The 24,338-nt window shown below is 54.5% G+C and carries 1 protein-coding gene, 2 rRNA genes and 1 CRISPR repeat array (2 of these 4 running past the window's edge); of the genes, 1 reads left to right on the top strand and 2 read right to left on the bottom strand.

The window, feature by feature from the left end:
- A CRISPR array of direct repeats spans positions 1 to 20,566; the repeat unit is 35 nt; unit sequence GTGCCAAACCTCTGATGCCGTAAGGCGTTGAGCAC; it reaches 1,621 nt to the left of the window's first position.
- A 66-nt stretch (positions 20,567 to 20,632) separates the two neighbouring features.
- A protein-coding gene (locus tag JTM80_RS10495) for an IS630 family transposase (protein ID WP_205370190.1) occupies positions 20,633 to 21,516 on the top strand; the annotation gives its coding sequence in 2 pieces (ribosomal slippage) (positions 20,633 to 20,959 and positions 20,962 to 21,516; 882 coding nt in all).
- Positions 21,517 to 21,584: 68 nt separating this feature from the next.
- Here JTM80_RS10495 and rrf read toward each other — a convergent pair.
- Both rrf and JTM80_RS10485 read right to left on the bottom strand, forming a co-directional pair.
- Positions 21,585 to 21,701: ribosomal RNA gene (gene rrf / locus JTM80_RS10490) — 5S ribosomal RNA — on the bottom strand.
- Positions 21,702 to 21,833: 132 nt separating this feature from the next.
- Positions 21,834 to 24,338, bottom strand: a 23S ribosomal RNA gene (locus JTM80_RS10485) (it continues 372 nt past the right edge of the window).

Raw genomic sequence — 24,338 nt, 5'->3', positions numbered from 1 at the left:
CCAGGTCAATCCGCGGTTCCCAAACCTCGATCGTGCCAAACCTCTGATGCCGTAAGGCGTTGAGCACTTCAGGTAGGGGATTCGCGCCCTGGGCTTGCTGGGTGCCAAACCTCTGATGCCGTAAGGCGTTGAGCACGAAAGCGATTTGCCTCCATCCTGTTGTCGCAGCCATGTGCCAAACCTCTGATGCCGTAAGGCGTTGAGCACTGGTAGAACGCATCTTCCATTAGATCATGCTGACGTGCCAAACCTCTGATGCCGTAAGGCGTTGAGCACGACGACGTGCGACGCGTGGTCGGCGAGATCGACCTGTGCCAAACCTCTGATGCCGTAAGGCGTTGAGCACAATACCTACAGCTTCTAAATCATCATAAAAATTGGGTGCCAAACCTCTGATGCCGTAAGGCGTTGAGCACCTGATAGGCTGCTGGATCTGTTCGCTGCATAGCGCGGTGCCAAACCTCTGATGCCGTAAGGCGTTGAGCACGCGGACATTGTCCGCAAGCTCGTCATAATGGGACGCGTGCCAAACCTCTGATGCCGTAAGGCGTTGAGCACGCTATCTACCGCCGTTCGGGAAGGGCTTGTCCGCAGTAGTGCCAAACCTCTGATGCCGTAAGGCGTTGAGCACACCAGCGCGGCGGCGATCGCCAAAATCAAAACAGCGGTGCCAAACCTCTGATGCCGTAAGGCGTTGAGCACAAAGGTCGTTTACTGGGCAATGAATTTTCTTGCTGTGCCAAACCTCTGATGCCGTAAGGCGTTGAGCACGCGCATGAGAAAAATATTATTCGACTGGCGATCGCCGTGCCAAACCTCTGATGCCGTAAGGCGTTGAGCACTGCCCTTGACCTTGGTGAACCCGGCCCGCCGGGCGATCGCCAGTGCCAAACCTCTGATGCCGTAAGGCGTTGAGCACTTGATGGTCGCAACCTCCGTTACGGATGGGACTGCTATGGCTGTGCCAAACCTCTGATGCCGTAAGGCGTTGAGCACTCCAGCGCTACTACGGGATAGGGGAGTGGGTGTTTGTGCCAAACCTCTGATGCCGTAAGGCGTTGAGCACGGTGCAGGGCGCGCCGCTAGGGTCTACGCCCTTACAGACGTGCCAAACCTCTGATGCCGTAAGGCGTTGAGCACCCTTTGGAGAGCGAGGGAGCTCCCTCGCCGGGTGGGTGCCAAACCTCTGATGCCGTAAGGCGTTGAGCACTTCGCGCGGCGAAGCTGCTCTGTTGCTTTGGCGATCGGTGCCAAACCTCTGATGCCGTAAGGCGTTGAGCACGCTCCTGGAGCTACAACGGAGCGCAGGAATACGACGGAACGTGCCAAACCTCTGATGCCGTAAGGCGTTGAGCACTCCAAGCGATCGCGGTCATCACTGCCTGTCCCTGTGTGCCAAACCTCTGATGCCGTAAGGCGTTGAGCACCCTATTCCTGTTGGACACCACAACAGCAAGGATGGGTGCCAAACCTCTGATGCCGTAAGGCGTTGAGCACCAGCTCTCTAAGATCTGCCGATCGAGCCGCCCTTGGTGCCAAACCTCTGATGCCGTAAGGCGTTGAGCACATGGAAAGGTTGAAAGCCTTGAAAGCCTTGAATGCCGTGCCAAACCTCTGATGCCGTAAGGCGTTGAGCACACTAGGAGAGCGATTTAGTGGAACTGCCTTCAGTGGTGCCAAACCTCTGATGCCGTAAGGCGTTGAGCACATCCAGGACTACAACGTTTTTGTTTACAAGCTCAAGTGCCAAACCTCTGATGCCGTAAGGCGTTGAGCACCCGCCACACCTGCGAGAGTTCTTTGCAAACCGAGAAAAGGTGCCAAGTGCCAAACCTCTGATGCCGTAAGGCGTTGAGCACCCATGACGTTGGTAATCTTGGCGATTCCCTCCCCGGGTGCCAAACCTCTGATGCCGTAAGGCGTTGAGCACTTGCCTGTTCTCGTCCTTGCGTGGTGCGGACAGAGTGCCAAACCTCTGATGCCGTAAGGCGTTGAGCACATCCAGCACTGCGTCCAAGGCCTGCGGAATCGTGAGTGCCAAACCTCTGATGCCGTAAGGCGTTGAGCACTGGGCGGGTCGGCTTTGCTGGCAAGGGCGATCGCGTGCCAAACCTCTGATGCCGTAAGGCGTTGAGCACTAACCTGTTCATACGATACTTTCTCTAAAAGCAAAAAAGTGCCAAACCTCTGATGCCGTAAGGCGTTGAGCACCTGTTACCGGCGTCGCCAACCCCTTCAGCCGCAGCGTGCCAAACCTCTGATGCCGTAAGGCGTTGAGCACGCGCTACCGGCAAACTGGGCGATCGCTTGATGACTGTGGTGCCAAACCTCTGATGCCGTAAGGCGTTGAGCACTGATTAAAGGATTGATGATGGACGCCGAGAATGAAGAGTGCCAAACCTCTGATGCCGTAAGGCGTTGAGCACATGGTTGGAAGTGCGATCGCCATGATTGTTAGTGGTGCCAAACCTCTGATGCCGTAAGGCGTTGAGCACATTCCCGGACTCTCCCAGTCAGTTTTGCAGACTTGATCGGTGCCAAACCTCTGATGCCGTAAGGCGTTGAGCACTCGTTGCGGGTCGCAATGTCGATTAAGGTGGCGAGGTGCCAAACCTCTGATGCCGTAAGGCGTTGAGCACATTTGCTTCGGGGGCGGCGCAAGCGTCGAGGATGCGTGCCAAACCTCTGATGCCGTAAGGCGTTGAGCACATTGCGCTTGCCATAATCGTTTCGCTCCGTTTGATTGTGCCAAACCTCTGATGCCGTAAGGCGTTGAGCACGCGGTAGGGGCTGACAGATTAGCTCCGGCCGCTACTGTGCCAAACCTCTGATGCCGTAAGGCGTTGAGCACACAATGATCCGGAGCCTGCTAGAGGAGCAACTCGCCGTGCCAAACCTCTGATGCCGTAAGGCGTTGAGCACGCAACTTCCTCTACTGGATGCCTAGGGTCGGACAGGTGCCAAACCTCTGATGCCGTAAGGCGTTGAGCACAGCCGATCGGCAGTCCACTAGGTGCAGGGATTCTGGTGCCAAACCTCTGATGCCGTAAGGCGTTGAGCACGATGTAGATTTTACATCAAACACAGATCCAATAACGTGCCAAACCTCTGATGCCGTAAGGCGTTGAGCACAAAGGATTTTTGCAAATCCTGTTTGTCAGCGTCCTGTGCCAAACCTCTGATGCCGTAAGGCGTTGAGCACGATTTGAAGCCATTCGTCCGCTTTGGTCATGTTTTGTGCCAAACCTCTGATGCCGTAAGGCGTTGAGCACTTTTTATTGGCGTGGCGATCGCCATTGCAGCAGAGGTGCCAAACCTCTGATGCCGTAAGGCGTTGAGCACCTGGCGAAGCCATTCGTCCGCTTTGGTCATGTTTTGTGCCAAACCTCTGATGCCGTAAGGCGTTGAGCACTTTTTATTGGCGTGGCGATCGCCATTGCAGCAGAGGTGCCAAACCTCTGATGCCGTAAGGCGTTGAGCACCTGGCGGGGCTAGTGCCATTGGCGTTCATCCTTGTCCAGTGCCAAACCTCTGATGCCGTAAGGCGTTGAGCACACCCCGCCCTTTTCGCCAGCCCGCCGCTGGAACTCAAGTGCCAAACCTCTGATGCCGTAAGGCGTTGAGCACGAAGAAAATCAAAATCGAAATCGAAATCGAGGGCACGTGCCAAACCTCTGATGCCGTAAGGCGTTGAGCACGACTGATCTTCAAGGTTGAAGGCAGCCAGAAGTTAGTGTGCCAAACCTCTGATGCCGTAAGGCGTTGAGCACTAAACCTATCCTAGATAGAGATAAGAACGTGGCTCGTGCCAAACCTCTGATGCCGTAAGGCGTTGAGCACGTCGAGGAATCCAAGCAGTCCCAATACAACCGTTCAGTGCCAAACCTCTGATGCCGTAAGGCGTTGAGCACTTTTCGGCGGCGTTTTCGTCAATTGCGATCGCGTCAGTGCCAAACCTCTGATGCCGTAAGGCGTTGAGCACTTTAAAGGGGGCGCTGGCGGAAATCCCGGCCAATGAAAAGTGCCAAACCTCTGATGCCGTAAGGCGTTGAGCACAATTTGGCGCAGCGTTTGAAGAGCTGAACAAGTCCCCGTGCCAAACCTCTGATGCCGTAAGGCGTTGAGCACTTGAATAGTGCGGTTCTTTTTCAAACCACCAAATCAGTGCCAAACCTCTGATGCCGTAAGGCGTTGAGCACGGATGCGATTTCAGCACACATTGACGGTGGGCATGGGTGCCAAACCTCTGATGCCGTAAGGCGTTGAGCACAGTCTATTATTAATACGCTGGGATCAAGCGCCAAGGAGGTGCCAAACCTCTGATGCCGTAAGGCGTTGAGCACTATTTTCTGAGCCCCGAAATCCTAGGCTATCGGTCGTGCCAAACCTCTGATGCCGTAAGGCGTTGAGCACTCAAAAGCTCGGCCCAACCGATTGCCGCGGCTGCAGTGCCAAACCTCTGATGCCGTAAGGCGTTGAGCACCGGGCAGCCACAGCCCCGATCGCTCCTGTCACGGCCCCGTGCCAAACCTCTGATGCCGTAAGGCGTTGAGCACATACGTAAAACAGATTTTATCAATAGAGATAAATGTGCCAAACCTCTGATGCCGTAAGGCGTTGAGCACAGGCTAGATTTCTATGGTTTCCTTGTTCATAATAGTCTCGGTGCCAAACCTCTGATGCCGTAAGGCGTTGAGCACAGTTGTAGATATCCCACGATAGAATTTAGGTTCTACCAGGCTAGTGCCAAACCTCTGATGCCGTAAGGCGTTGAGCACCAGGTTCTGCATCAAATCAAGACGTCAAACTCTTGCGTGCCAAACCTCTGATGCCGTAAGGCGTTGAGCACGTTCTGAATTTGGCTTTCAAAGTCTGCCAGTCTTCGTGCCAAACCTCTGATGCCGTAAGGCGTTGAGCACTCTTTTATTAATACGCTGGGATCAAGCGCCAAGGAGTGCCAAACCTCTGATGCCGTAAGGCGTTGAGCACACTAGGTTAGGCTAGTGCCCTAGTTTAAAATAACACAGGTGCCAAACCTCTGATGCCGTAAGGCGTTGAGCACATCCAGGTTGACGCCGACCGCATAGTTGACCAGCTCCGTGCCAAACCTCTGATGCCGTAAGGCGTTGAGCACCGCCAGCGGGAAGACATCGCGTTCAAAGAGCGAGTAGTGCCAAACCTCTGATGCCGTAAGGCGTTGAGCACTGCTGGTGCAGCTGGAGACGCCGTTGTCCGGCAAGGTGCCAAACCTCTGATGCCGTAAGGCGTTGAGCACCATTTGGAACGGGGTTCAGGACGTGGGGCAACCGCACGTGCCAAACCTCTGATGCCGTAAGGCGTTGAGCACGCCAATAAGCGCGATCGCGCTTATGTTCAAAAAGGTGCCAAACCTCTGATGCCGTAAGGCGTTGAGCACTGGGAAAACGCGGCACAGCACAAGCTCCTGCGAAAAAGTGCCAAACCTCTGATGCCGTAAGGCGTTGAGCACGAGCTCAAAACCAGGCAAAACTTTGCGGCGCAACGCGTGCCAAACCTCTGATGCCGTAAGGCGTTGAGCACAGCTTCACAAGACAAAAACAGCTAGAACTGCACTCCCAGTGCCAAACCTCTGATGCCGTAAGGCGTTGAGCACTGGTTGATTGAAATGCGTTGGGGTCGTTTTGGTGGTGCCAAACCTCTGATGCCGTAAGGCGTTGAGCACCGGATGTTGGGTCGAGGAATCCAAGCAGTCCCAAGTGCCAAACCTCTGATGCCGTAAGGCGTTGAGCACAAGATCAGTGGGTGCAGTACGGCGTGGCTGATAATGCTTCATGTGCCAAACCTCTGATGCCGTAAGGCGTTGAGCACCAAGGACTAGATCCCCGTGGCAACTGGCGGGTGGAGTGCCAAACCTCTGATGCCGTAAGGCGTTGAGCACTCGTCGCCAGCGGCGTAAGTTGCGACCTGCGGGTCGGTGCCAAACCTCTGATGCCGTAAGGCGTTGAGCACATCAGGATCAGGCGTCAAACAATAATGGAGGTCTTGTGCCAAACCTCTGATGCCGTAAGGCGTTGAGCACAATAAATCTATTCAGCGCTTTCTCTTTCTCAAGTCGTGCCAAACCTCTGATGCCGTAAGGCGTTGAGCACGAGGATGGGCTGAGCTTTGAGGATGTGCTGATCCTCAAGTGCCAAACCTCTGATGCCGTAAGGCGTTGAGCACCGCGTCTCTGGGAGCCGGACAGATACAGTTTGGGTGTGCCAAACCTCTGATGCCGTAAGGCGTTGAGCACGTGTTCGTGCCGGTGCTGCCGACAAGGGCGATCGCGTGCCAAACCTCTGATGCCGTAAGGCGTTGAGCACCTGGCGGGGCTGCTTACACTCAGCGTCAAGCCAAAAGTGCCAAACCTCTGATGCCGTAAGGCGTTGAGCACCTGGCGCAGGCGGAAAACGTGCGCGCAATGGCGCTGAGTGCCAAACCTCTGATGCCGTAAGGCGTTGAGCACAATTGTCACACGGGCGATCGCTTGCGGCAAAAGGCGTGCCAAACCTCTGATGCCGTAAGGCGTTGAGCACTGATACCATTTGAGTAGAGAAATTAAGTGGTTGGTGTGCCAAACCTCTGATGCCGTAAGGCGTTGAGCACAAAGCCATTCGCCCCGGCGAAAGGGTTCGTTATAAGCCGTGCCAAACCTCTGATGCCGTAAGGCGTTGAGCACGGAAATAGACATGCGTTAGTTAACGCCTGTCTCACCTCCAAGGTGTGCCAAACCTCTGATGCCGTAAGGCGTTGAGCACAATCGGCCAGTGCGACTTGGAAACTCCCGTTTGCTTCCAGTGCCAAACCTCTGATGCCGTAAGGCGTTGAGCACCTGCCGCGGCACACTAGATCAATGTAGACCGGGCGGTGCCAAACCTCTGATGCCGTAAGGCGTTGAGCACGAGTTTGTGCGGCTGCGCCAGCACAAAATTGATCGCGGTGCCAAACCTCTGATGCCGTAAGGCGTTGAGCACCCGGGGCATCTGGCCCCGGCGGCCGCATCCACGGGGTGCCAAACCTCTGATGCCGTAAGGCGTTGAGCACGGTCATAACTTGCCTTACTTTCACGATTGGGAACGGTGCCAAACCTCTGATGCCGTAAGGCGTTGAGCACCGCTTGCCCGGAGGAGACTGGGGAGTGTATCAACTCCCCGGTGCCAAACCTCTGATGCCGTAAGGCGTTGAGCACCGGTTCAGTTGCTCCACACTGTACTGGTCAAAAATAGGTGCCAAACCTCTGATGCCGTAAGGCGTTGAGCACCCGGCTGTCTGGCGTCCTCCGGACGAAAACGGACAGTGCCAAACCTCTGATGCCGTAAGGCGTTGAGCACGAAAGTAAAAATAAAGCAGCAATAATATACACACTAGTGCCAAACCTCTGATGCCGTAAGGCGTTGAGCACGAACGGCACGATATCGACCAGCACCTTGGCGTTTACGTGCCAAACCTCTGATGCCGTAAGGCGTTGAGCACCAGCTCAAAACCAAACTTGCGCCCCACCAGCAAGCGTGCCAAACCTCTGATGCCGTAAGGCGTTGAGCACCCTTTGAATTCTAGCTTTGACAGCTTGGAGTTAAAGTGCCAAACCTCTGATGCCGTAAGGCGTTGAGCACGAACTCAAAGAACTTGCGTCCGGGCAGCTTGCGACGGTTGAGTGCCAAACCTCTGATGCCGTAAGGCGTTGAGCACAGCATTATCGAGGACTGGCTTACCGAAGCCGAAGCGTGCCAAACCTCTGATGCCGTAAGGCGTTGAGCACCGCTGCGGCTACTGCCCCGGCGATCGATCTATGACGGTGCCAAACCTCTGATGCCGTAAGGCGTTGAGCACCCGTCAAGGCAGCACGAGGGCCGGGACGAGGGTTTGTGCCAAACCTCTGATGCCGTAAGGCGTTGAGCACACCCGTAGCCGCCCGTCTGGCAGTTCTTCCCAAGTGCCAAACCTCTGATGCCGTAAGGCGTTGAGCACCCTACCAGAATGCCAAGCCACGGGAAAAAGCCCGCGACGGTGCCAAACCTCTGATGCCGTAAGGCGTTGAGCACTGCCGGAAGGCTACGGGGCGCAGGACGCGCTGAATAAGGTGCCAAACCTCTGATGCCGTAAGGCGTTGAGCACCGGGATTTGACCGACATTTTGCCGACCTTTTCGGCAAGTGCCAAACCTCTGATGCCGTAAGGCGTTGAGCACCCTGGTGGAAAAGCAGAACCTGGAAGCAAACGGGAGTTGTGCCAAACCTCTGATGCCGTAAGGCGTTGAGCACAAAGAGCTAGGCGTCAACCTGTCGTGGATGGGGAGGTGCCAAACCTCTGATGCCGTAAGGCGTTGAGCACGGCGCAGCCTGGCGGGTCACGTTCGGGAAATAGAGCTGTGCCAAACCTCTGATGCCGTAAGGCGTTGAGCACCGGCGTGACCGCATAGGGGTAGTAGTCCAGCAGGCAGCGCCGGTGCCAAACCTCTGATGCCGTAAGGCGTTGAGCACAGCCACGGGCAGGACGGTCTGTACGCCCTGGGGAGTGTGCCAAACCTCTGATGCCGTAAGGCGTTGAGCACGACATGAGCGCGTTTCAGTCGATGCCAACACCCGCGTGCCAAACCTCTGATGCCGTAAGGCGTTGAGCACAGGCGATTGAGGACAAGCGCACTGGGCAGCCTCTGGTGCCAAACCTCTGATGCCGTAAGGCGTTGAGCACGAGTCAGCAATTGACGGCGTACTACGGCGAATTTCTGGTCTCGTGCCAAACCTCTGATGCCGTAAGGCGTTGAGCACCCGGGACGCCGTGCCACCCAGGCCTGGAGGGCCGCGTGCCAAACCTCTGATGCCGTAAGGCGTTGAGCACGAAGGCAGGCGGCATCAAAGCGGCGATCGCCCTCGTGCCAAACCTCTGATGCCGTAAGGCGTTGAGCACAGCAGAGATGACGAAATGATTTCCAGGGAGACGTTTGCGGTGCCAAACCTCTGATGCCGTAAGGCGTTGAGCACATACTAGCGTTAGAAAAAGACTTATGAAGCAACTTCGTGTGCCAAACCTCTGATGCCGTAAGGCGTTGAGCACATTGCGGACGGCTTCCACCGCTCCACCGTAGGGCGAGTGCCAAACCTCTGATGCCGTAAGGCGTTGAGCACTTCCGGCTCTAGACAAAGCTGGACGCAGGTTGTCGAGTGCCAAACCTCTGATGCCGTAAGGCGTTGAGCACAGATACACAAGACAAAAACAGCTACTAGCAGAACGAGTGCCAAACCTCTGATGCCGTAAGGCGTTGAGCACCGAAGCATGAGCGTCGGGAGTATGTCACAAACCAAGTGCCAAACCTCTGATGCCGTAAGGCGTTGAGCACAAGGCAGTGCAGCGTACCACCCGGTCACGTTAGATAGTGCCAAACCTCTGATGCCGTAAGGCGTTGAGCACTTACGTCAATCGCGTAGTCTGTCGTGGGGGCATAGGGTGCCAAACCTCTGATGCCGTAAGGCGTTGAGCACTGCGGAAAACGGTTCCGAGATCAACACCGCCATGAATAGTGCCAAACCTCTGATGCCGTAAGGCGTTGAGCACGGGACGATTTCGGTATCGATCACCGTAAACGTAGGCGTGCCAAACCTCTGATGCCGTAAGGCGTTGAGCACTAAGCACTGCCATGCCTGAATTCAAAATTAAGGGGGTGCCAAACCTCTGATGCCGTAAGGCGTTGAGCACAGATCGTGGGAACTGTCGAAGAAATCCAGCAAATCGAGGGTGCCAAACCTCTGATGCCGTAAGGCGTTGAGCACCGGAATGGGGCTAGTCTGGGTTCAATCGGGCGATTGTGCCAAACCTCTGATGCCGTAAGGCGTTGAGCACTAGCGGAGGAATCCGGCGATCGCGCCTACGCTCAGGTGCCAAACCTCTGATGCCGTAAGGCGTTGAGCACCTACTTTCGTTACTCTGACCGCGGTTTATTCAGCTAAGAGTGCCAAACCTCTGATGCCGTAAGGCGTTGAGCACGATTTGCCCGAAAGCTGGGGGGGCTTTGGGTGGGCGTGCCAAACCTCTGATGCCGTAAGGCGTTGAGCACTGCTCCCCCCACGTTTAAGTTTAGGGTTTCGGGCGTGCCAAACCTCTGATGCCGTAAGGCGTTGAGCACCTACGGTTGCCACTGTAGAGGACACCAGTTCCCTGATGTGCCAAACCTCTGATGCCGTAAGGCGTTGAGCACGAAACATTATTGAAGAAGCAGAGGAGGAATGGGGATGTGCCAAACCTCTGATGCCGTAAGGCGTTGAGCACGACGCGATCCGCTATGGCTGCGCTCCGCTAATTGAGGGTGCCAAACCTCTGATGCCGTAAGGCGTTGAGCACACGAAAAACGCATAGTCGCAAAAGCCCTGATCGATCGTGCCAAACCTCTGATGCCGTAAGGCGTTGAGCACCCTTTGGAGAGCGAGGGAGCTCCCTCGCCGGGTGGGTGCCAAACCTCTGATGCCGTAAGGCGTTGAGCACTTGGGTCGTTCGTCATTATGGATATCACTAGTAGTCTGTGCCAAACCTCTGATGCCGTAAGGCGTTGAGCACAGGAGCAACTCCCTTGGTTAAAGGACTATCTAAAGGAGATTGTGCCAAACCTCTGATGCCGTAAGGCGTTGAGCACGTAGAAGAAATCGAAATCGAGGACACAAAAGCGCAAGGTGCCAAACCTCTGATGCCGTAAGGCGTTGAGCACCGCCCTTCCATTGCGATTCGATTGTTGCTACTGCCTGCGTGCCAAACCTCTGATGCCGTAAGGCGTTGAGCACATCGATCCCGACTACTGCGATCACAAGATTGCCGGGGTGCCAAACCTCTGATGCCGTAAGGCGTTGAGCACCGGGAATTCGGTGAATTGAGTCTTTCGCGCTGGCGGTGCCAAACCTCTGATGCCGTAAGGCGTTGAGCACTAAACCCAGTCTGGGGAGGAGGAGGGTTAAGCGGGGTGCCAAACCTCTGATGCCGTAAGGCGTTGAGCACGAAAAATTCCGGAGTCTTTCCGTTGACCGTCCCCCCGCCCCCAGTGCCAAACCTCTGATGCCGTAAGGCGTTGAGCACATCTTACTAGCATTCAATGGTAAATAAACAAATATGGTGCCAAACCTCTGATGCCGTAAGGCGTTGAGCACAGTTCATTGGCCGCCAGCGTGACGCGATCGCTCTGGTGCCAAACCTCTGATGCCGTAAGGCGTTGAGCACATATCTTTTACGCCGTTGAAATTGCGGGAAATAAACGAACCCGTGCCAAACCTCTGATGCCGTAAGGCGTTGAGCACACCTCCTATTGGCTAACTAACCTTACTTCGGTAACGTGCCAAACCTCTGATGCCGTAAGGCGTTGAGCACAAAGGGAAACAAAATGACCAAATTAAATTATGAGGAAGTGCCAAACCTCTGATGCCGTAAGGCGTTGAGCACCGATTTCCCTATGTTGACGACAACTGCACCCACTCCGGTGCCAAACCTCTGATGCCGTAAGGCGTTGAGCACCGCTTCATTAGGTCGAGGAAGGCGCCAGACGCATCGTGCCAAACCTCTGATGCCGTAAGGCGTTGAGCACTCATACTAAGTTAGATAGGTAAAATAAGTCTTTATGTGCCAAACCTCTGATGCCGTAAGGCGTTGAGCACAAATTCAGGCGCGGGCGGCTGAACTGGGGATCAACGTGCCAAACCTCTGATGCCGTAAGGCGTTGAGCACTTAGACGGGCGATCGCTTGCGGCAAAAGGCCGCCCGTGCCAAACCTCTGATGCCGTAAGGCGTTGAGCACACGCAGTCTGTCGAATCGTTGCGGCAAACGGACTCGATGTGCCAAACCTCTGATGCCGTAAGGCGTTGAGCACTCAGGCAGTCCATCAGTCCAGCCGTACCGCTTGGCAAGTGCCAAACCTCTGATGCCGTAAGGCGTTGAGCACTTTGTGGTAGTCACTTCCCTCTGTTGCGCTGTTGGGTGCCAAACCTCTGATGCCGTAAGGCGTTGAGCACTTTTCGCTTACCTACGAAGGCAAAGACATTACGGGTGCCAAACCTCTGATGCCGTAAGGCGTTGAGCACTGGTAGAACGCATCTTCCATTAGATCATGCTGACGGTGCCAAACCTCTGATGCCGTAAGGCGTTGAGCACTTGGCTGGCTTCGTCGCGGGCTTTTTCCCGTGGCTTGGGTGCCAAACCTCTGATGCCGTAAGGCGTTGAGCACAACAACAGCGTTGCTAAAAGCGGTGATTTTTTCATGGTGCCAAACCTCTGATGCCGTAAGGCGTTGAGCACTTTAAGCGCAGCACGGGCTGCTCTGCGGGAGCCTGTGCCAAACCTCTGATGCCGTAAGGCGTTGAGCACTTGGCTGGCTGGCTAAGCCAGGATACGAAAAGTTGGAGTGCCAAACCTCTGATGCCGTAAGGCGTTGAGCACAGCCGGCACACCTTCGAGAAATCTTTGACCGAAGAGGTGCCAAACCTCTGATGCCGTAAGGCGTTGAGCACGAGTATAGCGACAAGCTTCCTGGGTTAGTGGTGCGGTGCCAAACCTCTGATGCCGTAAGGCGTTGAGCACAAGACCGACGAAATCCGCGAACTGCTGCAGCGTCGTGAGTGCCAAACCTCTGATGCCGTAAGGCGTTGAGCACCTTTTATTGCTGCTGCTGAAATGCCTCGCTCAAAAGTGCCAAACCTCTGATGCCGTAAGGCGTTGAGCACTTGCTTGTATTACTCCTGGCAAGGCGATCGAAATAAAAGGTGCCAAACCTCTGATGCCGTAAGGCGTTGAGCACCCTTTGGAGAGCGAGGGAGCTCCCTCGCCGGGTGGGGCGTGCCAAACCTCTGATGCCGTAAGGCGTTGAGCACACCGTCCCGCCAGCAAGGTAGCCGGAGGGAGGAGAGTGCCAAACCTCTGATGCCGTAAGGCGTTGAGCACGGGTTGGCGGGAGCGCTGGTCAAGGTCGGCGCAATGTGCCAAACCTCTGATGCCGTAAGGCGTTGAGCACTCCTGTCAAAGCTGATAATTCGCGGCCAGAGTCGGTGCCAAACCTCTGATGCCGTAAGGCGTTGAGCACTGATAGCATTTGAAGGAAATTAAGTGTTTGCGAGAGTGCCAAACCTCTGATGCCGTAAGGCGTTGAGCACTGCCCGTGCGCGGACGAATTGACCTGGCGGCACTGGGTGCCAAACCTCTGATGCCGTAAGGCGTTGAGCACAAATGGTTCCGATTTTATTCCGAGTTTCGTCACGAGTGCCAAACCTCTGATGCCGTAAGGCGTTGAGCACAAGCTGGTCGGACGCTGCAACTGGAGGCGACGGTTGTGCCAAACCTCTGATGCCGTAAGGCGTTGAGCACCGGTTGGGTTGTTTTTTTCGTCGTTCAAATAGTTGGGTGCCAAACCTCTGATGCCGTAAGGCGTTGAGCACACTGGAAACAGCAAGCCTCGCAAGCCTCGCAAAAAGAGTGCCAAACCTCTGATGCCGTAAGGCGTTGAGCACTAGACCACAGCTCCGCTTGGCAGTTTGAGCTGTTTGCGGTGCCAAACCTCTGATGCCGTAAGGCGTTGAGCACAAAGACAAGATTCAACTGCAAAAAGTGGCAGGGACGTGCCAAACCTCTGATGCCGTAAGGCGTTGAGCACAGCAACGCTGTAATCCCTGAGGGATGGGCTCAGTGGTGCCAAACCTCTGATGCCGTAAGGCGTTGAGCACCCTGACGACTGGGAGTGCGTTGAATGGAAAGCAGCGTGCCAAACCTCTGATGCCGTAAGGCGTTGAGCACAAAAAAAAGGCTCTCTTAGAGCCGATTTAGACCCTAAAGTGCCAAACCTCTGATGCCGTAAGGCGTTGAGCACTACAAAAAATTCCATATTTCATTTTCCAAAGCGGAGCGTGCCAAACCTCTGATGCCGTAAGGCGTTGAGCACCCGAAGTTTTGGCCGTCGATATCGACGACGGTTGGTGCCAAACCTCTGATGCCGTAAGGCGTTGAGCACAATCAGAAGAGAATTGACGCTTGTCCCAGTTCTTAATGTGCCAAACCTCTGATGCCGTAAGGCGTTGAGCACTTTTTCTCGCTTGGTCTGGAAAGGACTGTAGATCCAGGGTGCCAAACCTCTGATGCCGTAAGGCGTTGAGCACTTGCCACGCACTTGCAGCCTGACGTCCTTGAAGGGATGTGCCAAACCTCTGATGCCGTAAGGCGTTGAGCACGGTCGGGCGGGCGGCGCAATGCGCCAGTTTGGACTGCTGTGCCAAACCTCTGATGCCGTAAGGCGTTGAGCACGCAAGATTAAATTATGAGGAGCAACTCCCTTGGTTGAGTGCCAAACCTCTGATGCCGTAAGGCGTTGAGCACACATGAGCAAGAACGGCAAGAACGATTTGGCGATGTGCCAAACCTCTGATGCCGTAAGGCGTTGAGCACTCGGCGTCCAGGCAAAAGCTAAATTGTCGGGGTCGCGTGCCAAACCTCTGATGCCGTAAGGCGTTGAGCACAGGAACAGTTACCTTGGTTGAAAGATTACCTAAGAGGTGCCAAACCTCTGATGCCGTAAGGCGTTGAGCACCCCCCACGACAGACTACACAATCGACCTGGCGACAGTGCCAAACCTCTGATGCCGTAAGGCGTTGAGCACTTGTCCAGCAGCAGCAGCGGTCGCCGCCACCATTGCAGGTGCCAAACCTCTGATGCCGTAAGGCGTTGAGCACTCGCGGCACTTTGTCCACAGGCGTCAAACCGCGCCTGTGCCAAACCTCTGATGCCGTAAGGCGTTGAGCACTGGGAGGCAGGGCGATCGCTCAACGTGCCGCGTGGTCTAGACGGTGCCAAACCTCTGATGCCGTAAGGCGTTGAGCACTGCCGGATGGGACGAGCTGATCCGCCCTACGGGTTAGGGTGCCAAACCTCTGATGCCGTAAGGCGTTGAGCACATAGGCAGGCTTTCAGAAGCCTTGAGAATAGCTCGCGTGCCAAACCTCTGATGCCGTAAGGCGTTGAGCACCCGTCATCGATCAACAGCAGCGCGTTCGCACAGGCGGTGCCAAACCTCTGATGCCGTAAGGCGTTGAGCACATAGAAGGCGAATCCTTTGTCGACTGGGTTCGGCTGTCAGTGCCAAACCTCTGATGCCGTAAGGCGTTGAGCACGCAACGCGCATCCAAGGAAACGCAAGCCGCTGCTAAAGTGCCAAACCTCTGATGCCGTAAGGCGTTGAGCACGGCGATCGCCCTGTACAAATCACCTGCACAAACCGGTGCCAAACCTCTGATGCCGTAAGGCGTTGAGCACTTATTGAATAGAAAAATATCGTAGTTTGTGTTTGCCAGTGCCAAACCTCTGATGCCGTAAGGCGTTGAGCACTGACCGGAGCAGTCAGGATGTTGATTTGGTTTGCCGTGCCAAACCTCTGATGCCGTAAGGCGTTGAGCACGTTCAGAGCCTGCTAGAGGAGCAACTCGCCTTCGGTGCCAAACCTCTGATGCCGTAAGGCGTTGAGCACACTATACACGCTTTCGACTACAAAATCCAACCGGGTCGTGCCAAACCTCTGATGCCGTAAGGCGTTGAGCACTTCCTGTCAGTCCTTCTGCGGTTGTTCCTGAGACCAAGTGCCAAACCTCTGATGCCGTAAGGCGTTGAGCACCTTGCAGGATCTGCATTAAGCTTTTCTGCGGGTCGTTTGTGCCAAACCTCTGATGCCGTAAGGCGTTGAGCACGTTGGACGTGCGGGGGGAAACTTCAGATCAAGCTCGTGCCAAACCTCTGATGCCGTAAGGCGTTGAGCACGAATCGTCGCGGCGAAAGGTTGGCAGCACTAGCGGTGCCAAACCTCTGATGCCGTAAGGCGTTGAGCACAAGAATGGGTAGTTAACTTAAACACAGCCCGCGCTGTGCCAAACCTCTGATGCCGTAAGGCGTTGAGCACATAACTCGCGTTTGCCGTCACGTTTTCTTTCTCGAGTGCCAAACCTCTGATGCCGTAAGGCGTTGAGCACATTCGCGCACCTATTCCGCTGCCTTGGCTGAAACCTAGTGCCAAACCTCTGATGCCGTAAGGCGTTGAGCACTGCTTCTAGATCAACCTGGTAAAGCACGTCATCATCAGGTGCCAAACCTCTGATGCCGTAAGGCGTTGAGCACTTGAAAAACTTAAAAAAAGAATTAATAGATTATCTAGTGCCAAACCTCTGATGCCGTAAGGCGTTGAGCACTTCCCCTATTGAACTGTATGTCTATCTAAAGTACGGGTGCCAAACCTCTGATGCCGTAAGGCGTTGAGCACCCCGAATTTACTGACGAACAGCTCTACGGAGCAAGCTCGCCCGTGCCAAACCTCTGATGCCGTAAGGCGTTGAGCACAAGAATGAACCGCCTAGGCTGGTAACCGTAGGGCGGTGCCAAACCTCTGATGCCGTAAGGCGTTGAGCACGTCGCCACAAACCGCGCTGTTGGCGCCGACACCCGAGTGCCAAACCTCTGATGCCGTAAGGCGTTGAGCACGATGGCGACGCGGCGCATGGCTCCGGGATTCTGTAGTGCCAAACCTCTGATGCCGTAAGGCGTTGAGCACAATCCATTCTTACTTCCTAAAGATAGGAAGTACTCGTGCCAAACCTCTGATGCCGTAAGGCGTTGAGCACGTACGGATTATGCGCTCTTGTCGAATTTCGTGACGATGTGCCAAACCTCTGATGCCGTAAGGCGTTGAGCACGCTCCATCTCAAACTAGGAATAGAAAAAGCGCGGGGTGCCAAACCTCTGATGCCGTAAGGCGTTGAGCACAAGTTTCCCCCCGCACGTCCAACCACTCTTTTAGACGGTGCCAAACCTCTGATGCCGTAAGGCGTTGAGCACGCAGCACGTTCAGCAAAAGGACGCTGACAAACAGGAGTGCCAAACCTCTGATGCCGTAAGGCGTTGAGCACAAACAGTCAAACTTTATATTAATGAAGGTATTTTACAAGTGCCAAACCTCTGATGCCGTAAGGCGTTGAGCACTACTGTTCGTGCGCTTTCGCTGTTGTGGGCGAAAACGTGCCAAACCTCTGATGCCGTAAGGCGTTGAGCACTCGTAAATTGAGACGATACTAGGGGCGATCGCCCCGTGCCAAACCTCTGATGCCGTAAGGCGTTGAGCACTCTTGAGCAACGGCTAAATAGGCGAATCACGACTAGAAGTGCCAAACCTCTGATGCCGTAAGGCGTTGAGCACAGTTTGACAATTTTTGGGTTTGGTACTGCAAAGCTTGTGCCAAACCTCTGATGCCGTAAGGCGTTGAGCACTGCCTGACCAAGTGGGGGAGTTCTTTTTAGAGGGCAGCGTGCCAAACCTCTGATGCCGTAAGGCGTTGAGCACGGCGAAAACGCAATCCACCCGGCTGAGTTCTTTGCCAGGTGTGCCAAACCTCTGATGCCGTAAGGCGTTGAGCACTATCTTGATCCTGCTGAAGATCGTCAAGTTGGTTTAGTGCCAAACCTCTGATGCCGTAAGGCGTTGAGCACGCGCAAGCGGCGCATTCGGCAGCCGCGCAAATCACGGGTGCCAAACCTCTGATGCCGTAAGGCGTTGAGCACCCAACCGGATGCACGGTTATCTGCCGGTTGCTCACATGTGCCAAACCTCTGATGCCGTAAGGCGTTGAGCACGAACTATTCAGCATTTAAATCATGCTGAAGAAGAGAAGTGCCAAACCTCTGATGCCGTAAGGCGTTGAGCACCACCGAGTCTTTTGCGCTGGAGGGTTTATTTGTGTCAGTGCCAAACCTCTGATGCCGTAAGGCGTTGAGCACTTCCTGGTCACATGGATATGCATTCCGCACTGATAGTTGTAGCGGGTGCCAAACCTCTGATGCCGTAAGGCGTTGAGCACGCGATCGCCACTCCTTTGCGTTGGGCGATCGCCTTGTGCCAAACCTCTGATGCCGTAAGGCGTTGAGCACTTCTAGTCGTGATTCGCCTATTTAGCCGTTGCTCAAGGTGCCAAACCTCTGATGCCGTAAGGCGTTGAGCACTACAAAAACTCGTCATCGATCGAATTAAAGACAGGGGTGCCAAACCTCTGATGCCGTAAGGCGTTGAGCACTTAATAAGGACTTATTTACCCTATCTAACTTAGTAGTGCCAAACCTCTGATGCCGTAAGGCGTTGAGCACCGGAAGTGCGACCCTATCTCGTGCGATCTCGGATCGGTGCCAAACCTCTGATGCCGTAAGGCGTTGAGCACCTTCTGGATCTGTTTCTGTTTCTGTATCTGTATCTGTGTGCCAAACCTCTGATGCCGTAAGGCGTTGAGCACCGGCGGTTCCGGCGATCGCAACACCAGCTTCTCCAGTGCCAAACCTCTGATGCCGTAAGGCGTTGAGCACCCGCGATCACCGTAATTGTCGACGCCCTTCAACGGTGCCAAACCTCTGATGCCGTAAGGCGTTGAGCACGTATTCACCGAAATCCCCGCAGAGATCACGGTGCTGTGCCAAACCTCTGATGCCGTAAGGCGTTGAGCACCCACTTCCTGTTCAGCTCCCTTCAATCCCCGAATCGTGCCAAACCTCTGATGCCGTAAGGCGTTGAGCACTGCGACTCCAGCGAACCGTCTTGGGGTGATACGGAGTGCCAAACCTCTGATGCCGTAAGGCGTGGAGCACTGTGAATACTACCGAAGAATGCACCTACAGGTTGGGTGCCAAACCTCTGATGCCGTAAGGCGTGGAGCACCGCTATCTGGAATCCTGGAGATTGCGATTACTGGGGTGCCAAACCTCTGATGCCGTAAGGCGTTGAGCACATTGGTACTGGGCTATCTAGGTGGAATCAATCTTTGTGCCAAACCTCTGATGCCGTAAGGCGTTGAGCACGTGAGAGTGTAGTGATTGAGGTACCCGATATGATGATGTGCCAAACCTCTGATGCCGTAAGGCGTTGAGTACGCTCTCACCACCACCACCACTCAACCCAAACTGGCGTGCCAAACCTCTGATGCCGTAAGGCGTTGAGCACAAGTCACCAGCAGCGACCATTCCACCGTCTGCGTCCGTGCCAAACCTCTGATGCCGTAAGGCGTTGAGCACTTGGGACGCTTGGTGCTTGCTGAGATTGAAGACGCTGCCAAGTGCCAAACCTCTGATGCCGTAAGGCGTTGAGCACGAGGACTGGTATGAGGACTATCAGGCGACCAAGGGCGAAGTGCCAAACCTCTGATGCCGTAAGGCGTTGAGCACGAGCATCAATGTATCGACGTACAAAGAGAGAGTCGGTGCCAAACCTCTGATGCCGTAAGGCGTTGAGCACCGGCTATCTGAACCCGACTACTTGCAAGCACGCAAGTGGGTGCCAAACCTCTGATGCCGTAAGGCGTTGAGCACTTGGCACCGACTGACTTGGGAAACGAACCGCTGAAGTGCCAAACCTCTGATGCCGTAAGGCGTTGAGCACACTGGATCCGTGTTACTCGATTCTCAGGTGCAGGTGCGTGCCAAACCTCTGATGCCGTAAGGCGTTGAGCACGTACAGCGTTCGAGGAAGTCAGCGCTCAGTTCCGACTCGTGCCAAACCTCTGATGCCGTAAGGCGTTGAGCACAATATATCCGACGACTACGCTGGGGGCTTCTACTGTGCCAAACCTCTGATGCCGTAAGGCGTTGAGCACGTGAAAGATTTGGGCATTCCATCCTGGGCGGGGACAGCGGGTGCCAAACCTCTGATGCCGTAAGGCGTTGAGCACGTATTGCCACGATTACTTTGCCCCAGAAAAGGTTACGTGCCAAACCTCTGATGCCGTAAGGCGTTGAGCACAGCCAGTAGGTTTGCCAATCCAAACGGGTCGATAGGTGCCAAACCTCTGATGCCGTAAGGCGTTGAGCACTTGGCGCAAACAACGATCCTTTTATTGATAGGTTGGGTGCCAAACCTCTGATGCCGTAAGGCGTTGAGCACTGGAGAGAACCTGCTCTTTGGCGCGTTCCTCCAGAGTGTGCCAAACCTCTGATGCCGTAAGGCGTTGAGCACTCAATTGAGTTTGAACTCATTTTGCTCCATCTAACCGGTGCCAAACCTCTGATGCCGTAAGGCGTTGAGCACTGCGCCCCAGGCATGATGCGGAATGGGCGAGAACTTGTGCCAAACCTCTGATGCCGTAAGGCGTTGAGCACTAGCACAAGGCTGCGTTTGCGAACTCCGTTAACTACGTGCCAAACCTCTGATGCCGTAAGGCGTTGAGCACTGATTAAAGATTCCATGAGCCTCATAGTTGTGGTGGTGCCAAACCTCTGATGCCGTAAGGCGTTGAGCACATCCGGGGGCGATTATCTTTACCGTTGCAGCCCTGTGCCAAACCTCTGATGCCGTAAGGCGTTGAGCACTGCCAATCGACCACTGTCACTGTGCCAGTAGTGAAGTGCCAAACCTCTGATGCCGTAAGGCGTTGAGCACTGCGAGTACCAAGCGTAACGGAGTGCGTCGGGAAAGTGGTGCCAAACCTCTGATGCCGTAAGGCGTTGAGCACATTGTCTCGATCGAAGAGACGGATGTGGTGGATGCGTGCCAAACCTCTGATGCCGTAAGGCATTGAGCACTCTATAGCACTACGTATTTGGGTTAGGACGTTATCATAGAGCCATCAGGAGAGTTTAGGAACACCTATGCCCGCCCCCTACAGCTACGACTTGCGTTGCAAAGCGATTGAAGCCGTGAAACAAGGTCACCGCAAAGTTGATGTCTGTCGAATGTTCAACATCAGTCGCAATACCTTAGACCTGTGGTTGAAACGGGAAAAAGAAACGGGAGATTGCCGAGCGATGACTGGGTTTCAGCGAGGAAATCGGCATAAGATTACCGACTGGTCGCGCTTTCGTGAGTTTGTCAAGCAGCATGGGGATCAGACCCAAGCGAGACTGGCAACCCTGTGGGGGGATAATGTGACACAGCAGGACATCAGTCGAGCCTTGCGAAAGATTGGGTTTAGTCGAAAAAAAAGACCTATGGCTATCGGGAACGAGACGACCTGAAGCGACAGGAGTTTCAAGAGCGCTTGAGGAGTAAGCTGCCGCATCAGGTTGTCTATGTCGATGAAGCAGGCATTGATCATCGAGACGTGTATCCCTACGGCTACTGCGAGGTTGGAGACCGCTTCTATGGGCTTAAATCAGGAAAACGCACCGAACGAGTCAGTTGGATTGCGGCCTTACGAGAGAACAGCCTCTTTGCGCCAATGACCTTTGCTGGCTCGTGCAACCGGGATTTAGTGGAGAGGGGGTTGGAGGAGTGCTTAGTCCCCCAACTGCGAGCGGGAGATGTGATTGTGATTGACAATGCCAGTTTCCATCATTCTCAAACCATTGAAGAGATCGTGGCTCAAGCAGGGTGTGAGATTTGGTATTTACCCCCTTATTCCCCAGACTTGAACGAGATTGAGCATTGGTGGTTTGTGCTGAAGAATTGGATGCGGCAACGCTGGGATGAGTTTGATAACTTTCGCGATTGTGTTGATGCTGCTTTTAGAGAATGCCCTAACGTGACTGCGTAGGGCTATAACAGGGTAATTTAAACAAACACCCCCTCGGGTGATTACATCCGAGGGGGGTTGTATTATCGCCCTGGCACCGAGCTATTTTTGCAGGCAGCTACCCACCAACTATCTTCGCCGCAGGTGCGTTTCACAACTCAGTTCGGGATGGATGAGCGTGGTTCCACACCGCCATAGGCACCAGGAAACTCATTGGGCTGTCTAGACTCTCTTCCACGCGAGAAATCTTCTTTCCAGAAGACCCCGCTAAAAGAGGGAACCCAGAAGGCTGCATAGAAAATCGTCTAGACACACACTTAAATTCAAGACACGAAACAGAGGTCAAGCCCTCGGTCTGTTAGTACTCCTCGACTTCATACATCACTGCACTTCCATCTAGAGCCTATTAACCCGTGTTCTGCGGGTGACCTTACTGGCTTTTGCCATGAGAGTACTCATCTTGAGGTGGGCTTCCCACTTAGATGCTTTCAGCGGTTATCCACTCCGCACTTGGCTACCCTGCGTCTACCGTTGGCACGATAACAGGTACACCAGCGGTGCGTTCTTCCCGGTCCTCTCGTACTAAGGAAGAATCCTCTCAATACTCTTGCGCCTGCACCGGATATGGACCGAACTGTCTCACGACGTTCTGAACCCAGCTCACGTACCGCTTTAATGGGCGAACAGCCCAACCCTTGGGACGTACTACCGCCCCAGGTTGCGATGAGCCGACATCGAGGTGCCAAACCTCCCCGTCGATGTGAACTCTTGGGGGAGATCAGCCTGTTATCCCTAGAGTAACTTTTATCCGTTGAGCGACGGCCCTTCCACTCAGCGCCGTCGGATCACTAAGGCCGTGTTTCCACCCTGCTCGAGTTGTAGCTCTCGCAGTCAAGCTCTCTTCTGCCTTTACACTCTACGGCTGATTTCCAACCAGCCTGAGAGAACCTTTGCGCGCCTCCGTTACCTTTTAGGAGGCGACCGCCCCAGTCAAACTGCCCACCTGATACGGTCCCAAAGCCGGATAACGGCATTCAGTTAGAATTCTAGCTCTGACAGAGTGGTATCTCACCGTTGACTCAGCAACCCCCACAAGGATTGCTTCACAGTCTCCCACCTATCCTGCGCAGTCAAAGCCCGAACCCAATACCAGGCTACAGTAAAGCTTCATAGGGTCTTTCTGTCCAGGTGCAGGTAGTCCGTATCTTCACAGACAATCCTATTTCGCCGAGCCTCTCTCCGAGACAGCTCCCAGATCGTTACGCCTTTCGTGCGGGTCGGAACTTACCCGACAAGGAATTTCGCTACCTTAGGACCGTTATAGTTACGGCCGCCGTTCACCGGGGCTTCGGTCGCCAGCTTCGCTTGCGCTGACCGACTTCCTTAACCTTCCGGCACTGGGCAGGCGTCAGCCCCCATACATCGTCTTGCGACTTAGCGGAGACCTGTGTTTTTGGTAAACAGTCGCCTGGGACTCTTCACTGCGACCACCTCTCGGTGGCACCCCTTCTTCCGAAGTTACGGGGCCATTTTGCCGAGTTCCTTAGAGAGAGTTATCTCGCGCCCCTGAGTATTCTCAACCATCCCACCTGTGTCGGTTTAGGGTACGGGCAATATGCAGTTAACGTGTTTAGAGCTTTTCTTGGAAGCGTGACATCACACACTTCGGAGACGTATCTCCTCGTACTCACGCCTCAACTCGGAACGTTTTCACCGCTCCTCATCGCCTCGGACGCTTGAACCAGTAACCAACCTCTGGCTGTGTTAGCCTTCTCCGTCCCCCGCCACAATCCACTATCGGTACGGGAATGTTAACCCGTTGTCCATCGACTACGCCATTTGGCCTCGCCTTAGGTCCCGACTAACCCTCCGCGGACGAGCCTTCCGGAGGAACCCTTGGGATTTCAGGGCATTGGATTCTCACCAATGTTTGCGCTACTCAAGCCGACATTCTCACTTCTGATTCGTCCACACCTGCTTTCGCTAATGCTTCTCACTACTACAGAACGCTCCCCTACCGATTTGTATACAAATCCCACAGCTTCGGTACACGGTTTAGCCCCGTTCATTTTCGGCGCAGGAGCGCTTGACCAGTGAGCTATTACGCACTCTTTTAAGGATGGCTGCTTCTAGGCAAACCTCCTGGTTGTCTATGCACTCCCACCTCCTTTATCACTCAACCGTGATTTGGGGACCTTAGCTGGTGGTCTGGGCTGTTTCCCTCTTGACGATGAAGCTTATCCCCCACCGTCTCACTGGCCGTGTGTGCATCTGGTATTCAGAGTTTGGCTCGATTTGGTACCGCTCTCGCAGCCCGCACCGAACCAGTGCTTTACCCCCAGACTATAATCACGACCGCTGCGCCTCAACACATTTCGGGGAGAACCAGCTAGCTCCGGGTTCGATTGGCATTTCACCCCTAACCACACCTCATCCGCCGATTTTTCAACATCGGTCGGTTCGGACCTCCACTTGGTGTTACCCAAGCTTCATCCTGGACATGGTTAGATCACCCGGGTTCGGGTCTATAAAGTGTGACTCTCGCCCTCTTCAGACTCGCTTTCGCTGTGACTTCGCCATTTTCGGCTTAATCTGCCACACCCTATAAGTCGCCGGCTCATTCTTCAACAGGCACACCGTCACCCGTTTAATCGGGCTTCGATTGCTTGTAGGCTCATGGTTTCATGTTCTATTTCACTCCCCTCCCGGGGTTCTTTTCACCGTTCCCTCGCGGTACTGGTTCACTATCGGTCACACAGGAGTATTTAGCCTTTCGAGGTGGTCCTCGATGATTCACCCGGAATTCCACGTGCTCCGGGCTACTCGGGATTCAGCTTGTATCC

The sequence above is a fragment of the Thermoleptolyngbya sp. PKUAC-SCTB121 genome (genome assembly GCF_016919485.1).
Lineage (GTDB): Bacteria > Cyanobacteriota > Cyanobacteriia > Elainellales > Elainellaceae > Thermoleptolyngbya > Thermoleptolyngbya sichuanensis.
This window is presented reverse-complemented; position numbering and strand designations above follow the sequence as displayed.